The sequence below is a fragment of the Asaia bogorensis NBRC 16594 genome, from assembly GCF_001547995.1.
Taxonomy (GTDB): Bacteria; Pseudomonadota; Alphaproteobacteria; order Acetobacterales; family Acetobacteraceae; genus Asaia; species Asaia bogorensis.
Genome location: NZ_AP014690.1, coordinates 2,577,130 through 2,593,425, shown reverse-complemented (window position 1 = coordinate 2,593,425; position 16,296 = coordinate 2,577,130). Strand labels below are relative to the sequence as shown.

Here is a 16,296-nt window from a genome sequence, read left to right as displayed (position 1 = left end):
CGGAGGGGGGATTGATGGAATTTGACGATGTCGAGGTGACTTTGGGCAACAGGGGAAAAAAATCGTCGCGGTTCAGCCATATTTCGTCACCCACTGGTAGTCTCGTTAATGTCTGCCCTGTATGGTCAGCCTGTGCCCTTTGAGGGATCTCGACCAGTAATGTCGATTTGTGAACGCAGGTAGGGTAGTCAAGGTAGATTTCCATAATTGACCAACTAAATAACCAGACAAAATTATATAATCATAAGTAAAACTATTGGTGGATCATAAATGCGCGTATTGTGTGTTGCTGAAAGCTCCGGGGCAGGAAGGCCGAGCGACGAGCTCGCGAAAGCGGCGATAGCAGGGTCCCTGTCGATCACGGCCAGCGGCCCTGCCGGGATTGTGGAGACCTTGCGGCGCACGCATTATGATATCGTGGTTCTGCAGCAGGCCGCTTCGGATACCCGCATCATCCGGCAATTACGCAAAGGGAAGATTGCAGTACCTGTCATCGTTGTTCGTAAAATCGGTTCGGCGGAAGGAGAGGTCGAACTGCTTTCCGCGGGCGCAGATGACTGCGTTGGCGAGGAGACCGATCATAGGGTTCTTCTCGCGCGTTTGCGCGCGGTGGCTAGGCGCGCGGGCGGTCATGACAGCCCAACATTGCAAGTTGGCAGAATGTCGGTCGGTATCGACCGCCGCGAGGTGCACATCGACGGGGCCGTGGTTCCCTTGACCCGAAAGGAATATGATCTTCTCGTCCTTCTCGTCATGCGCAAAAACCAGGTCCTGAGCAAGGAAGTGCTGCTGGATAGCCTTTATAGTGGTGAAGACGAGCCCTTCGGAAAGGTTATCGACGTAATGATTTGCAAGATCAGAAAGAAGATAAGGGCTTTCGAAATAAGCGAGCCATTCACAACCCAATGGGGGATAGGTTATCGACTGAATGAGCCCGCGTTTTCACCAATGACAATTGTTCTGCCTCAGGAAGAATTGCCCGTTCGTACCCCGGCAAGAGAAAATTGCCTCCCTGTGACGGGCGGTATCCATATGCTTGGTTCCATGGCATCGCCTGGACAGGCTCAGAGCTGAGCCAAATCAGGGTATCCAAGGCATTGCTTGACTTGTCACGCCTTGGGAAGGTGGCCTGCGAGGTATTGCGTATCGCGCTACCTCGTGGTCCTGTTTAGACCTCAACGCTATCTGAGCTGTCAGAACTCTGGGTCGTGCTCGAGGCTGTCTTGCCACTGAAGTTGGTGATGTTCGACAATGGGATCGTGGCACCTCCCATCTGAATCTCAAGATCGGAGCTTCCTTTCGTAACGCCTGTCACAATGCCCGTTACGGTAAAGGGCACGTCGGATGTGGTGCCGGTAGAGTCGATCGTTTTTACCGCGACACTGTAAGCGCCGTCCGCCAGTTTGTTACCCGAATTGTCAGTCCCATCCCATGTCCATTTGTTGGTGCCCGAAACAGCGGACCCTGTATCGGTCTTGACGATTTTTCCAGATGAATCGCTAACGGCGATGGCCACGTTCTGGCCCTGAGTTGCTTTGAAACTCAGCGACGCTGCACCGCTCTGAAGGGGCAACGTGGTCGATTTCGCCGTAGCTGTCTGTCCCACCCACTGGCTGCCCGAACTGAGCTGGCTGCTCTCGTTGAGCGAGATAAGGGATGACAGATTGGTGTTGGTTTGCACCTGCTGTTCCACACCGGCGAACTGGACGAGTTCAGAGGTGAACGAGTCAGAACTCATGGGGCTGCTGGGATCCTGATGCTGCAACTGGGTCGTTAGCAACGTCAGAAATGTTGTATAGTTATTCGCAAGGGACGAGAGACCCAAGGCAGCGCTCGAACTCGATGAGGTGCTCGATGACGAAGAGTTGGCCGAAGCTTTTGCGGTGGCCTCAGCGGCCTGAAGCAATGCACTTTCGTTGCTGATCGACGAGGTTGCCAATGTTGTTGCCCTTGTGAAAAAAGTCGAAGCGTTGAATGTCTGTCATCAAGCCGTGATGTTGACGCGGCCATTGGTTGCCAGGGCGGAGTCTGAAGCCAGCAATGTAATGCCGGTATCCCCTATGTTATCGGGTTCGGACGTCCCGAGTCTACTCTCTTGCTGTCTGTATCCGGGGTTGGAATCCTGACCACCGCCATCAAAGTTTTGCCCTTGCATCAATAGGTTCATGCCATTTTGAGCATGATGGTCGTGGGTCTGCGCATTGGACCCGCCAGACATGGATGAGACGATGTCGATTCTGATCGAAGTCGTATCAATTCCAGCTGAATGCAGGGAGGCGATAAGATCGTGTCTGGTTTTGCTCAGGCTTTCCGCAGTGGAATCATCATCGCTCTGAAGGATGATGCGTGTCGCTATCCCATTTTGCCCCTCGAGGCTTAGTTGAATCGGACTCGTATCAGTTGTCTGCAACGTCATAGTCAGTATCGTCGTCGAGCTGGACGCGGTCTGTGGCTGGTCACCTTGATTCGTCGTGGAGTCCGATATCGCTCTTTCCATAGGACTTGAGGTTTTTTGCTGCCCGTCCTCTCTTTGGCCGTTGAGCACCATCGATCCAAAATCGTTGTGTAACCCCCCGATGGCATCGGCAAGTTGCGCGACCAGCAAAGGTGTCGCTGCCTTTGCCTCAGAGTGATCCTCGGGCGGGTTGTCTCCTTTTGACGATGTTTCTTCGCCCTCTGTTCTGCCTGTCGTACCGCCTAACGCTGCGACGCCGGACCAGTCACTTTCATAGTCCGGTTCATCTGCTGCGCCAGGTTGCAGGGGCGTGACGCTTGGGGCAGGTTTGCCTGTGCTGTCGGAAAGAGATCCGAAATGCGCCTGTCTTTCGCTTTGCTGTACGGTCGCTTGATTGATGATCGGAGAAGTGGGCGTGTTGGTTTGGCTATTGTCTGGCAAGGTCGTGACTACCCAGCCTTTAGCGAGGGTACCATCCGTCAGATATGATGAGCCTCCACCAGTACCAGAGATAATAGCAGCGGACCGTTTCGCCGGCCAAGTCCCTCCTGTCTGGGTTATCGCTGCCGCAGGATCGAATGCGGCGGACGTGTTGATGGTTGGCAGTGATGACAATCTCCCGTCGTCCCGCCCGGTGCTGGCAGAAGCGCCTGACGGGGAGACAGGCCCGACATAGGCCCCAATCGCTGGAGTTGATGATCCTTGCAAGGTAGTCAGGGCGCTGCGGCCAAATGTTGTGTCAGGCGTTGTCGGTTGTTGCGTTGCATCGCCAATGAACAGGTTTGTGAGCGGGGGCGCACCGGCGGAGACTGGTTGAGCAAGGGCCGCGAAAGTATCTGATTGCCCCGACAACGCCGGGCTGTGCCGCTGGAAGGAGATATCGGCATTTTGCAGGATTGCTGACCCACTTGGTGCCTGTACCGAAGAGAAGGGCGCTGCGTGTAAGAGAATATCGAATCCATTCGACGACGAGCCGTTGGCGGATGTGCGTATGTCGCTCTGCCCGGACGTTGATGTCGAACCCATATCATAGGGGGCGAGGACCTGGCTTGAGGCTAAAAAATAGCCCCCTTGCATCACTGCGACCGATGATTGGTTGCTCACGGCTTCGTTGCTGATCGAACCTTCATCCTCTCTCCCGGAGCTGGTGCGTTGCCCTTTGGTCGAGAGTGTCGGGAGTATGTCGGGTGGGGCATTGGCTAGAGACGTTGAACCGCTCAACCCTCCCGCCACGGCCAGTGAGGCACCGCTGACGACATCTGACCATTTGTCAGTTGGAGGCGTCAGGGTATTCGAAACAGCTTTCTGTGGTTGAGTTGCCGACGAAAGTTGACTGCGGAATGACTGGGGGGACGGCAGGGGGGCACCCGACACTGCGGCGCCCGAAGTGAGTTGTGGGGCATTGCCGGGCAGGTTTGACCGCGATGCCTTATCACTCGCCACAGATCGGCCCTGTCTCTCTCTCACTCTCATATTGACCACTCCGTCATCTCGCAGGTCAGGAGTGTCATGAAGCGACTCCCTGAGACTCTGTCAGGGCGACATCGAGTTCAAAAAAGCTCGGCATGGCAGCCGGTGGAATCTCTTTTCGTCCGATTTCGGCGCTAACCTGCGGGGGATTGCCCTGGAGATGGGCAACCAGGACCGTCTTGATGATGCCTTGATAACGGCCATCCTGCACAATCACCGCCTTGATTCTTGAGGCGAGGGGAGCCACCACCCCGTAGGACAGCAGAACGCCCAGAAATGTTCCGACGAGTGCCCCGGAAATCATCTCGCCTAGAATGGCAGGAGGTTTGCTGATTGAGGCCATGGTTTTAATCACGCCAAGCACCGCGGCGACGATACCCAGCGCAGGTAGGGCATCAGCAATACTCGTCAGACACTCTGAAATATGCAGTTTCTCGGCCTGATTTTTGCGAAGCTCGCGGGCCATGACGTCGTCAAGCTGGTAGGCGTCCTCGAGATTGAGACTCACCAGGCGCAGATAATCGCAAATAAGATCGCGGGTTTCCGTATCGTCACGGACCTTTGGAGAGAGCGCGAAGATACCACTGTCTTGCGGATTTTCTACGTGCTCCTCGAGCGCCATCGCCCCTTTGGCTTGAGCGAGACGGGTCAGGCGAAAGAGAACAACGAGAAGATCCACATAGGCGGCCTTATCATATTGCGGCCCTTTGAGCGCAAGCTTGAAGTTGTGCGGCAGTTCTTTGAGGGCACCTATGGAATTCGACATAACAAAAATGCCAAGCGCCGAACCTAGAATTGTAATCAGTTCAAAGGGCATGGATGCGAGCAGTGGCCCCATTACACCGCCTGAAGCAGCGAATGAGCCGAAAACACACAGAAGGGAAAAGACAAGCCCCCCGATAAAAAGCATTTTTGAATTCCGTTTCTTATTCGAGGCTGAATGTTGAAAGGTATCTGATGTGATGTCGGAGGATGCTAAGGGTTTGGAGAAGAGGCACTGTGCCCAGCCTGTGGCATGATCTTAGGCGAACCGGAACTATTATCCACGGGTTTTTCGTGCTCGCCTGTCAGAGTGCCTGATCCGGCCTCCACCTGATTCATATCGGGATGCAAGCGATGCATGATGATAACGACCCGGCGGTTCGCTGCGGCTGACGGTACTGCCGAGTCGGCAAGTTCCCGATCTGCGCCACCTGATACGTCCAGGATCTTGGGGTCGGGATATCCCGACTTGACGAGAATTTCGCGTGACTGATCGGCTCTCAAGGCGGACAAGGTCCAGTTGGACATTCCTCCTGCAACCTTGCCCTTGAAAGGGGCTGCATCCGTATACCCGACGATTGAGATACGCTCCGGCATCGGCGCGAGCCATTTTGCTATCTCGCCCAGCATGGCGCGTGCGGCTTTGTTTGGTGCAGAAGCTCCAAGCTCGAACATTGGCACATTTTCGGTGTCGTGAAGCTCGATCCTGATTTCATCCCGACCATAAGAGATCGCCACATTGTCGAGATGATCGCTGGTATCTTTGCCTGCTTTGAGTGCCTGTTCCAGATTGTGTGTCATATCATGCAGGTTGGCCTTCTCGGCTCTCGATGCCTCGGACCCGACAGGGCCAGGTTTATCATGACGCGAGCCTGCTTCCGGGCCCCCTATGGGAACGATTGCCGCCTGGGCCGGCAGCGATTCATGCTCGGATTGATGATGGAAGGCCGGAACTGCCTCGATAGGGGACGAAGCGCCATGCCCTTCATAGGGAACGGGCACCGGCCCCGCCGTATCCATATTCTCATTGTCTTCGAGACGATCAAAACTGCTCCCGCCCATCATAGGAGCGGGGGGAGTATCAACGATTTTTTCCGGCGGAATTGCCGATTTTTCATCGGCCAGCGGGTTGAAGTACTGGGCAATCCCCCGGCGCTGCTCGTCAGTCGTTGCATTCAGGAGCCACATGACGAGAAAAAACGCCATCATGGCCGTCATGAAATCCGCGTAGGCGATTTTCCATGCACCGCCATGATGGGGCTCGTGTCCATCCTCATCTTGGCGACGGATGATGACGGAGGGGCGATTTTTTCTGGCCATCTGCGCTCAGGGGTCCCGTTATCGCCCTTTCAGATGTAACATGCCCAGGCGGGAAGCGGGTGTACCTTCAAACGAGGCGCGTCCTGCATGGTTGAGAGCGATCGACGTATCCAGCCAGACCTCGCCACCCAGATCGCGCCAACGCTTGCAGAATGTGAAATCTTCGCTGAGATAGGTGCCGGTCTCCTGATCGATGCTGCCATCGAACAGGGCGTGACACATGCTTCCGTCTCCTGAACCCGCCGCATCTATGCGACGGTAGGCGGTTTCCGGATAGTGTTTGATCATCGCTGTAATCACCTTGCGGCTGATCATCATGAATCCGGTGCCTGCGTAATGGGTCCGGAACAACGGCCCCTTGTCCCACGAGGAATGCATCGCATCCGTCTCACCGACGTAGCGTAGCGAGGCCGTTTCAAGCTTTTCACCGCGGTTCAGATTTTCCTGGGTTCCCTTGTCCCAGAAGCGCTCCTTGATAGGGTACATCCCGGCAACGATATCCTTGTCGGCTGCGAGCAGTCGGGCGGGCGCCTCTGCGGGAAACCCGATATCTGCATCTACAAAAAGAAGATGCGTTGCATCCGAACGTGTATAGAACTGATGAACGAGCGTGTTGCGCGCGCGGCTCACCATGGCATCGTCGCCCAGGAGGGACAAGGTCATGGGAATACGAATGATGCTTGTACAGGCGATAATCGATTCCATATATTCCTGCGTTACAAGCCCGCCGAAGCAGGGCGTCGCAATGAATATCTTGGCGTTCTGTATCTCTTCCATAACATTCCTGATCGCTATTGGAATATGAGGTCTCCACCTGACTGGCGGAGTGAAATGACGAGGTTTGCGAATGTTAAAAAACGCAAACTCCCGGGCGTTCAAAGCGACGTATCAAAGACATTCGCCTATGAATTAGCGCTTACGCAACGATAACTCGTCGAGTTCGGCTTGCTCACGGCGTGTGTGAGAATCATTACGCTCTTTTTCCAGGCGCCGAAAGACCGTTTCTGTCGCCTTATGTGTGACTGCCGTCTCTAGAGCGAAAAGTCGCGCAGTTTCTGTCGCAGCAGAAGCGTTGTGATATTCTTCTCTGGCGTATGCGACCTTTTCAAGGCCAGACGGAAACCAGACGCGAAACGTCTCCATTGTCACGTTTCCCGCCGTTGCAATGCGACGTTCCTCGGCGAGTACGTCTGTCGCATAAGTCAGGCTCGCGGATTTGCCATCCTGCAGCTGCTGCGCAGCAATCAGTTGCGTTTGCGCATCAAGTCTCTCGCGTTCCCGTATTTTGGCCAAAGTGGCGAGGCAGCGCAGGCGGTGGGTCATTGTGGTCCGCCATAGGCAGCAACCAGATTATTGAGGGCAAGAAAACTGTCGGACAGCGCTCTGACTTCCATGCGTTCCTGCTGGAGTAGAGAATCGATCTCCGGTGCGAGCCTGATGGCCCGGTCTGACTTGGCATCACTGCCCTCACGATAGGCACCAAGCTGAACGATATCCCTGATATCCTCCCACACTGCCAGGGTCGCACGTGCCTCACGCGTCAGGGCATTCTCTTCACGGGTGTTGCATCCTGACGCCGTGCGGGAAAGGGAGCGCAGCACGTTTATAGCCGGATAACGTCCTGCCTCCGCTATGCGTCGATCCATTATCACGTGCCCGTCCAGAATGCCCCGAACCGCATCTGCAACCGGCTCATTATGGTCGTCTCCTTCGACAAGGACCGAATAGATGGCGGTTATTTGTCCTGCACGCCCGTCTGGCGTTGAAAGCCCCGGACCTGCTCGCTCGAGGAGTCTGGGCAATTCGGCGAAAACGCTTGGAGGATAGCCTCGTGTTGCGGGGGGCTCACCGCCAGAGAGGCCAATTTCCCGCAAGGCGTGGCAAAAACGTGTGACGCTGTCCATCAGGAGCAGCACTGATTTCCCCTGATCGCGGAAATACTCGGCAATCGTCGTGGCGGTATAAGCAGCTTCCCGCCTCATTAATGGGGGAGAATCGGACGTGGCAACGACGACTACGGCCTTCGACAGCCCCTCTTCGCCCAGATCATCCTCAAGGAATTCCCTTACCTCACGCCCTCGTTCCCCAACGAGAGCGATTACGGCGATATCGCAAGCGCTGTTGCGCGTAAGCATTCCCATAAGCGTGGACTTGCCTACGCCGGAACCCGCAAAAAGTCCGAGCCGCTGTCCCTGGCGACATGTAGCAAACAGGTCCAATGCTGAAACACCCAGGCTCATCCGAGGGCCGAGGCGTGCGCGAGACGCTGCATCTGGCGGCGACGCCCGCAGGTTGCACGATAGGCCAGTTGGGGAAAGGGGCGCTTTCCCATCGATGGGCTTGCCCATGGGGTCGATCACGCGACCAACAAAATGATCATTGACCACAAGATTTGCGCCGGAACGTTTCTGACGTTCACCCGATGGCAGAAGCGGAAAAAGGGCGCGACAGCCGGCCCCAATGCCATCAAGAGCACCGAATGGCATCGCAATGGCCGTCTCGTCACGAAAGCCGACAATCTCGGCATCGATTTCACGTCCATCCAGGGCTGCGAGGGTGACCCGATCACCTACGCCAGTAAAGCCCGTCATACCGGTTAATGCGACGGAAAGGCCCGTAACTGCGGTGACCTTTCCTTCCAGGCATGCAACAGGAAGGTCGTGCAAAGGCGTTCTGACGGCCTGTGCAAGGGCACCAAGCTCTTGTGTGAGCCGGGAAAGTGTCAAGTCTTCATCAAGGCGTATTTGATCGATCAAAACAGACCAGAATAAATGCTGGATGAAGAAGAGCTGTCATCATCGCCGAACAAGGCGAGTATGCCTGATTTCGAGTCGTCACCACCGAACAGATCGAGCATGTCCGCAGGCTTGTCCGCTGGCTGCGGAGTGATCTGAAGAAGGGTCAGATATTGTTCAGCGTATTTCTGGATCTGGTCGGGAGTCTTGAGTTTCGAGAAGTCTACCTTTTTCGTGAGCATGCGCACTTGCTGATCGTAGCTCAGCGCACCAAACGTCGAGGGATCGTAGCCTGATACGGTTTCAACCACCTGAAGCAACTTGGTATCGGACATGATCTGGCTGAGCGAGGTGACGCTGGCCATCTTGCGCGTAAAATACAAAGCGTTCCCTACGCCGTTATCCGTGTTGGCGTCGTTCGATTCATATTGCTGTTTCTGATAGTTCGAAACGATCTGATCGATCGACACACCGTCAACCGTACTGGAGACCTTACTGTCGCTCTTGAGCACCGATTGGCTGGCCTCGGAACTCTGTGACAGATTGGGTGGTTGGAGAGCGACGCTGTACTGCACTCCGTTGACCGTTGCCTGCAGCGAGGGGATGTCATGGGTGTACTGCCCGTTGACCTGAAGCACGTTGCCGGAGCCATCGAACCCCACCGACACCACGGTGCTATTGACGGTTGAACCATAAGGATCGACGACGTAAGCACTCCAGGTGCTCGGATCGCTGCTGCTTTGCGCCCATTTAACCGACAGATACGTCCGACCGAGCGTAACATTGTTCGTATCGTCAGACGCCTGGTTCGGATTGAAAGGGGCCGTGATATAGGTCTGTCCGGTGCCGGAAAGCGCCCCGATTGTCGCGGAGGGCATTGAGAGCGAGGTACTGGAAGAGTCGACGTTCTGCAACAGCACCGACTGGGTTGGGCTGGTAGCCTGGTAGCTGTTGCCAGCCATGATCACGCCTGAACTGTCCCCGAGCGCGCCCAGCGAGATTGATATTGCCTGACTCTTTTCATTCGCGTCGTTGAGCGTAATGGGCAGTTCGACTGCCTGTCCGGCTGCACTTGAAGCAATATTTGCTCCGGTTGTCGTATTGGTGGCGGAAGCAAGCGTACCATCACTGTTAAATGTCACCTGGAACGCATTGCTCGCGACCGATGCGTTGCCCTCGGCATCAAAGGCAGAGACACTCCAGCTCAAAGGGTTCGTCTGGCTTTGTGTCCACTGAAGCGCGATCTTGTGAGCCCCGGAAACATCGTCATACGCATCGACGGCGGGCGAAACATATGTCTGGCCAGAGGCCCCCGCAGAGGGGAGCGTTGCGCTCATCGTCACAGAGCTGGTCGGCGTATAGGTTGTGCTGAGCGCCGTTGAACCGCTACCAGCGATGAACGCTGTGTCGCTAGAGCTACCCTTGTTCTGCCCCCAGACCTTGAACGCGTCGGCGAAGGCAAGCCATGTCGCGTTTTGAGACGTCTTGGCGAGAGATGTACTGGAGCTGGGGTCCTGCGTTAACAGGTCCTTGATGAGCGCTGTCGCATTGGCGTAGCTTCCCATCCCAAACGCTCCAAGTACAACCTGAAGAGAAGAATAATCTTTCAGGAGGGCATCAGCAGAGGTTATTGCAGGCGCTTTTTTCTCAAAGGCAGCAACTGCTTGCTTCGTTGCAATATCGCTCTTGGCGTAATTCGATGCGGCCAGGTCCTCGTCCTTGAGGGCTGAAAGGTAGCTGGCAACCGGTGATATGTTTGTTATGGCCATACACGTCTCCCGGGGTTCCTCCGCTCTTGCCCGATCCTAACGAGAGAAAATTACGAAGAGGTTTCCAGATGAGGCTCTCCCGCGATCATTCTCCCCGGGCGCCCTCTCCCTTCCGCCGGGGGAGGGGACGTTCCTTCTGACGCTGGATCATGCCCGATATCACTGAAGGCAAAGTGTGATACGAGTTCTGCAAGAGAGTCTGCTGTTGACACGAGGCTCTTCACTGCCTCTGCGCTTTCCTCGGCCGCGCCTGCATTCTGCATGGTCGTCTGCTCGAGGTCGCTCATTGCCACATTGAGTTCGCCGATGCTTTGGGACTGTCTCTGCGCAGATGATGCGATGACTGTGACGGCGCTGCTGATTTCCCGAACCTGATCCATCACCTTTTGTAGCGCCAGTCCGGCCTCTCGCACTTTCGTAACGCCGAGACGCACATGGGCATCCGATTGAGCGATCAGCCGTCCTATAGCCTCTGCTGCCTCCCGAGAGCGCTGTGAGAGGGCCCGGACCTCTTCGGCCACCACGGCAAAGCCGCGACCGACATCACCGGCGCGCGCGGCTTCCACGCTCGCATTCAAGGCAAGGAGGTTGGTCTGGAATGCAATCTCGTTCATGATGGTGATGATGCCACCGATTTCCTGTGAGGAAGACTCAATGGCAGTCATCGCGGCAATCGTATCGGTCCTGATGATGTCTGCATGTTCTGCCTCACGCTGGGCCACGAGAACCATCTCTTCGGTTTTGCGCGTCTCGATAGCGGTCTGCTTCACACTGCCGGCTATCTGGCCAAGCGCTGCTGACATCTCCTCCCCAGCCGCCGCCTGTTGTTCGGTACGGCTGGAAAGCTGATCGGCGCCGTGACCGATATCGGTGGCATTTGTTCCAATATGTACGGCCTCGTTGCTGATATGGTGTATCGTCTTCTGGAGCGTGACCGCAGCCTGATTGAAGTGCAGACGAAGAGCGTCCAGCCGCTCCGGGACTGCCCCATCTGCAATCCTGAGGGTCAGATCACCATTCGCCAGGGCGCTCAGGGCCTGCCCGAGAGTCTCAACTGTTGCCTGATCTTCTCGCGCACGCTGCGTCTGCTCCTCCTGTAAACGGAGACGGGCCTGGTCCATGCCATCGAGGTAAGCCGATATTGTAAGATCGATCTCAATGAGGACAGCCTTGGTCAGACTTTCGATGCGTCCAGCCATGTCATCCACACTGTGTGAAGACAGCTTTTTCAGAATGCCCCGGGGCTGATCATCGCGGATGATTTCATGCATCAGAGCAACAAGAATCCGGCCATATGCACCGATGTAAAAGCTGGGTTCTAGCCCGATACGGGCATGAGTTGTCCCTATCTTTGTGACATGTGCAACGTAATCCTCGTCAAACCGCGCCTTGGCTATACGTTGCCAGTGGGCGAGTTGCGCCTCTTTAGCACGCTCCATATGGGCGTTATCAGTAAAGAATGCACGTGAGCGCGGTGTTTCACGGATCTTCCGGTAGAGGCCGTCAAGTACTCCCGGGAGTTCCCGTTCTATGAGACTGGCCATCGAGCGCAACGAGGAGAGATCACTCTGTCCCATGCCAATGAAATCCTGCCTGCGTGCCAGATCAGAGAGTAGGGTTTCAGTCATGTTGCAGCTTCTCGCTTGTTCGTTGGTACTCAATGGTGCGGTGCGCCCCCTATTGAGCAAACCTTCAAGAGAGCGTGAAGAGAGGATTGTTTGTAATCATTGTCAATGATCTGGTCGTGCGGAGCCTTTCGGGCTGGTTTTTGGGGGCGAGGTGAGGCCTAGGTAATCGTCTCGATGGTTTTGATACGTGCCCGGGGATAGATCTCTGCCTGGGATAGCACCGGGACCGCGGGGCGTACGCGCTCAACGATTGATCGCATTGAATCGCGTACAGTCGAGGAGACGACGATGACCGGCACCTCGCCACTTGCTGAAACGGCGTTGAAGGCGTCGCGCAGTTTGATCACGAAGCGATTGAGCATGGATGGCGGCATGGCAAGTCGCCGGTCATCTCCTTGTCCGGCTATATGAGCGGCGAAGTCGTTTTCCCATTCCGGAGAGAGAGTAATCATCGGGATATAACCTGCGGGCCCCTCTAGGCCGCTGCAGATTTGTCGGGAGAGGCGGACGCGCACATGAGCGGTGAGGGCCTGGATGCCTCGCAAGCCCAGACCATTACCCTCCTGGATGCTCTCTAGAATTGTGGGCAGGTCGCGTATGGAGACCCGTTCGGCGAGAAGCGACTGCAACACACGCTGCACCGTACTCAGGGTAACCTGTGATGGAATGAGGTCTCCCACCAGCTTCTGCTGATCCCGGGGCAGTTCATCGAGCAGATTCTGGGTCGCTACGTAAGTCAGCAAATCTGGCAGATTTTGCCTCACAAGTTCGCTGAGATGTGTGACCAGAACACTCGCAGGATCGACGACCGTGCATTTGAGGGCCATGGCTCGCGGCTTGAGGGCCGGTGCAATCCACACGGCGGGAAGACCGAAAGCGGGTTCTGATGTCCTCTCACCCTCAAGATCGGGAGCGCCCCCCGATGGCGTCATGGCCATAAGGCGGCCAGGCCGGACTTCACCACTACCGATGGTGATTTCCTTCAGTTTGATAACGTAGCGATCAGACGGTAGGACGATATTGTCCTGTATGCGAATGGGCGGTGTAATGAAGCCCATCTCGGATGCGATTGTTCTCCTCAGCGCCTTGATCTGCTCGGTGAGTTGCGCGTTCTCACCATTGGTCATTGGAAGAAGCCCGAACCCGAGCTCAAGGCGAAGCAGATCCAGTTTGAGCACATCAGAAATAGGTGACGCAGAAGGGGCCGGGGGCGCTTCGCTGACGTCACTGTCATTTTCATCTGGTGTCGGAACTTTCCAGCGCCGCCATGCAGCGGTGCCGGCAAGGGCGCCAATGATGAGGAACGGAAACGCTGGCAGCCCAGGCATCAATGCGAAGCAGCCAGAGAGAATCGCGGCCATCGCCATGGGTTTCGGGTTTCCGCCGAGCTGGCGGACGAGCGTGACGTCTGCCGACCCCGCAGTTCCCCCTTTGGTAACCACGATACCGGAGGCTGTCGAAACGAGTAGGGCAGGAATCTGGGAAACCAGTCCGTCACCGACAGTCAGCGTTGTGAACGTACTTGCCGCATCGCCGATAGGCATGCCGTAGCGGAGGACACCGATAGCCAACCCCCCGACAATGTTGATTCCTGTAATGATCAGCGCTGCGATGGCATCACCGCGGACAAATTTTGCAGCACCGTCCATGGCGCCGTAAAACGAGCTTTCGTCTTCGAGCTCCCTGCGCTTGAGGCGTGCTACCCTGTCGTTGATGGCTCCTGACGACAGCTCGGCATCGATGGCCATTTGTTTGCCAGGCATGGAGTCGAGAAAGAAGCGTGCTGCAACCTCTGCGATGCGTCCCGAGCCCTTCGTGATGACCATGAAGTTCACGACGAGAAGAATGCTGAAGACGATTCCCCCGATCACGACATCACCGCCCATCAGGAACCCTCCGAATGCGGCGACAACATGCCCTGCAGCAAAGGTGCCTTCGTTGCCGTGGCTCAGGATAAGGCGTGTTGTCGCGATTTCGAGCGAGAGGCGGAGCAGTGTCGTGAGGAGAAGCAGGGTAGGGAATGAGGTGAATTCAATGGGTCTCTCCAAAAACAGGGAAACCATCAGAACAAGCACGCTCGATGTGATTGACAATGAGAGACCGAGATCGAGAATGAAAGTCGGCAGAGGGATGATCAGAATCGACAGCAGCAGCAACACGCCGAGCGCAAGGCCGACATCGGTGCCGGGGATCGCCCGTCGCCAGGAGGTCTTGTAACTGCCATCTCTGACGGATTGAGATGCCTTCGTTACTTGCCCGGTCAAGGAAGAAAAAAGTTTTGAGGCAGCGTTGCCACCCGTGCGCGATTTGCTGGAGGAAGGGGCACGGACCGGAGAGACGTTTGCGCTTTCCAAAATGTCAGCTTTCCTAGCCTAAGTCATGATGCCGACGGCATTGCTGCGCAACGGGCCCCGACCTGTCGTCCTGAAATGAATGATACGCCAATCGTTGCGGCAGGCGCTTGAATCTCGCGCCAAGAGGTATCCCGTCTCGCGTAGATGAGGCAAGATATTAAGCGTTACGCGTTCATGGATCGCTAACCTGCTTTCGAAATGACCTGAACATGATCGGTGATGGCATGACACAAGACACGGCTAGTCCGGAACCGCGAAATCTGACACATGCTTCATCGCCTGCTGAGCAGTGGTGGAAAATCCCCGGTGCACCGCCGGATGTCGGGAAGTTTGTTGAGGCATGCGAGGCCCTGCTGGGCTCAGGTGACGGGATCAGCGGATTAAAACTTGTACTCGAAACGATGGCAGTCCATCAGGACGAGTGGAAGCTCTCTATGGCGGGAGCGTCGCTCATCCTGCGTTTCACAACGCGTTACGACATCGTTGGGGTCCTGCTGCGCAATGTCATACGCCTGCAACCTGACAATGTGCCCGCCCAGGCTTTCTCCGCCCATTTGCAGATCGTGCGCGGGGACGTAAGCGGCGGCTGCGCAAGCTTTGCACAGATGATGGCAACATATCCCGGGCAGAAAGCGGAGATCGGGGAATTCATCAGCATGTCCCTGCTTGAAGTCGGGTATCCTGCTGAGGCGCTTGCGGTGCTGAAATCTCTGTTCAACGACGGAGATGAAACAGCGTCACTGCTCAATAATGCCGGTTGTGCGCTCGAGCGGCTCAATCGCTCCGTTGAAGCCCTGCCGTGGTATGAAAAGGCCCTCAGAATCAGCCCTGAACGCAAAGCTATCGCGTTCGGTTATGCCTGCACCCTGATCAAGGCGGGTCTTTTTGAGAGAGGCTGGCCACTCTATTTCGAGCGCGAATTGCAGATAACCCCACAGCAGGGCTGGGTACGCAGCATTCCCCGGCTCCGTCCTGATACCGGCCTCTCAGGGAAGCGTATCCTTGTCTTTCAGGAGCAGGGGTTGGGGGATACGATCCAGTTTATACGTCACCTATCCGCCCTTGCAGCGCGTGGTGCCGAAATCCACGTCTGTGTGCCCGCCTCTCTGGTGCGCCTTGTGCGTCAGTCCTACCCGGCTTTGACGGTGCTGGACCCTGTGAGTGCTGTTACGAACCACGCATATCATTACGCGTGCCCCGTGCCGGATCTGCCCTTTATCAGCGGGGTGCGGACGGTGCACGATATTCCAACCTGCATTCCATACATTACCGATATCCCCGCTGACCGAGAAAAAATGGCGGCCCTGCTGCCAGCGGGTAGACCGCGGATCGGTCTTGTATGGGCTGGCGAGCGGCGTCTTCGCTCAGAATACGCATTGGCTGATATGCGGCGCTCGATTTCCTTCAGCGATCTCGCCGAGGCGCTCCTCCCGGCTGAGGCGACCTTCGTCAATCTGCAATTCGGGACACCAAGGGAAGAGCTGAAGAACTGGGGCGGTCAGACAATTCATAATCCCATGAGCGAGGTACGAGACATGGCGGATACGGCGGCCATCATGCGTAATCTTGATCTGATCATCTCGGTCGATACGTCACCCGCGCATCTCGCCGGAGCGCTTGGTTGTCCCGTATGGTTGATAAGCCGTTGGGATGCGTGCTGGCGCTGGGGGGATTCCGGAACAGGGAGCCCATGGTACCCTACAATGAGAATTTTCCGTTCGAATGAGCGCTCTTTCCTTCCTGTCCTTCAAGAAGTCGGAAAAGCGCTGCGACTCTGGATCGATATGCGAGGCGTCTGATGCT

At 56.1% G+C, this 16,296-nt stretch carries 12 protein-coding genes; 2 read left to right on the top strand and 10 right to left on the bottom strand.

The features are described 5' to 3' along the window. The first annotated feature begins 270 nt into the window (after window positions 1-270). On the top strand, window positions 271-1,074 hold the full coding sequence (locus Asbog_RS11380; RefSeq protein WP_062165223.1) for a winged helix-turn-helix transcriptional regulator: 804 nt from the start codon (window positions 271-273) through the stop codon (window positions 1,072-1,074). Window positions 1,075-1,168: 94 nt separating this feature from the next. Here Asbog_RS11380 and Asbog_RS11375 read toward each other — a convergent pair whose 3' ends face one another. The 10 genes from Asbog_RS11375 to flhA all read right to left on the bottom strand — a co-directional run bounded on the left by Asbog_RS11375 (window position 1,169) and on the right by flhA (window position 14,403). Continuing rightward, window positions 1,169-1,906 carry a flagellar hook assembly protein FlgD gene (locus Asbog_RS11375; protein WP_261763176.1) on the bottom strand — a complete coding sequence of 246 codons (738 nt, stop codon included), beginning with the start codon at window positions 1,904-1,906 and terminating at the stop codon, window positions 1,169-1,171. Between the two features lie 78 nt (window positions 1,907-1,984). After that, entirely contained in the window at window positions 1,985-3,559 is a 1,575-nt protein-coding gene (locus Asbog_RS14410; RefSeq protein WP_146926325.1) for a hypothetical protein, read from the bottom strand. Window positions 3,560-3,962: 403 nt separating this feature from the next. Next, a complete protein-coding gene (gene motA, locus Asbog_RS11365) occupies window positions 3,963-4,835 on the bottom strand; it encodes a flagellar motor stator protein MotA (protein ID WP_023980041.1) in 873 nt (290 codons plus the stop codon). Between the two features lie 65 nt (window positions 4,836-4,900). Further along, window positions 4,901-6,007 (bottom strand): flagellar motor protein MotB, encoded by a 1,107-nt coding sequence (locus Asbog_RS11360; RefSeq protein WP_062165220.1) that lies wholly within the window; start codon window positions 6,005-6,007, stop codon window positions 4,901-4,903. An 18-nt stretch (window positions 6,008-6,025) separates the two neighbouring features. Beyond that, window positions 6,026-6,784: a hypothetical protein gene (locus Asbog_RS11355; RefSeq protein ID WP_062165219.1), complete on the bottom strand. Its 759-nt coding sequence runs from the start codon at window positions 6,782-6,784 to the stop codon at window positions 6,026-6,028. 132 nt (window positions 6,785-6,916) lie between these two features. Next, a complete protein-coding gene (locus Asbog_RS11350) occupies window positions 6,917-7,330 on the bottom strand; it encodes a hypothetical protein (RefSeq protein ID WP_062165218.1) in 414 nt (137 codons plus the stop codon). After that, the gene (fliI, locus tag Asbog_RS11345) at window positions 7,327-8,673 is read right to left on the bottom strand and encodes a flagellar protein export ATPase FliI (RefSeq protein ID WP_062165943.1); all 1,347 of its coding nucleotides are present in this window, start codon (window positions 8,671-8,673) and stop codon (window positions 7,327-7,329) included. The genes Asbog_RS11350 and fliI overlap by 4 nt, the downstream gene beginning before the upstream one ends. An 86-nt stretch (window positions 8,674-8,759) precedes the next feature. Next, a complete protein-coding gene (locus Asbog_RS11340) occupies window positions 8,760-10,511 on the bottom strand; it encodes a DUF1217 domain-containing protein (protein WP_062165217.1) in 1,752 nt (583 codons plus the stop codon). Between the two features lie 50 nt (window positions 10,512-10,561). Further along, on the bottom strand, window positions 10,562-12,139 hold the full coding sequence (locus Asbog_RS11335) for a globin-coupled sensor protein (RefSeq protein WP_062165216.1): 1,578 nt from the start codon (window positions 12,137-12,139) through the stop codon (window positions 10,562-10,564). Between the two features lie 158 nt (window positions 12,140-12,297). Further along, window positions 12,298-14,403 carry a flagellar biosynthesis protein FlhA gene (gene flhA, locus Asbog_RS11330; RefSeq protein ID WP_146926329.1) on the bottom strand — a complete coding sequence of 702 codons (2,106 nt, stop codon included), beginning with the start codon at window positions 14,401-14,403 and terminating at the stop codon, window positions 12,298-12,300. Between the two features lie 314 nt (window positions 14,404-14,717). On the opposite strand from flhA, the gene Asbog_RS11325 reads away from it, so the two are divergent. Further along, window positions 14,718-16,292 carry a tetratricopeptide repeat-containing glycosyltransferase family protein gene (locus Asbog_RS11325; RefSeq protein WP_231944569.1) on the top strand — a complete coding sequence of 525 codons (1,575 nt, stop codon included), beginning with the start codon at window positions 14,718-14,720 and terminating at the stop codon, window positions 16,290-16,292. The last annotated feature ends 4 nt before the right edge of the window (window positions 16,293-16,296 follow it).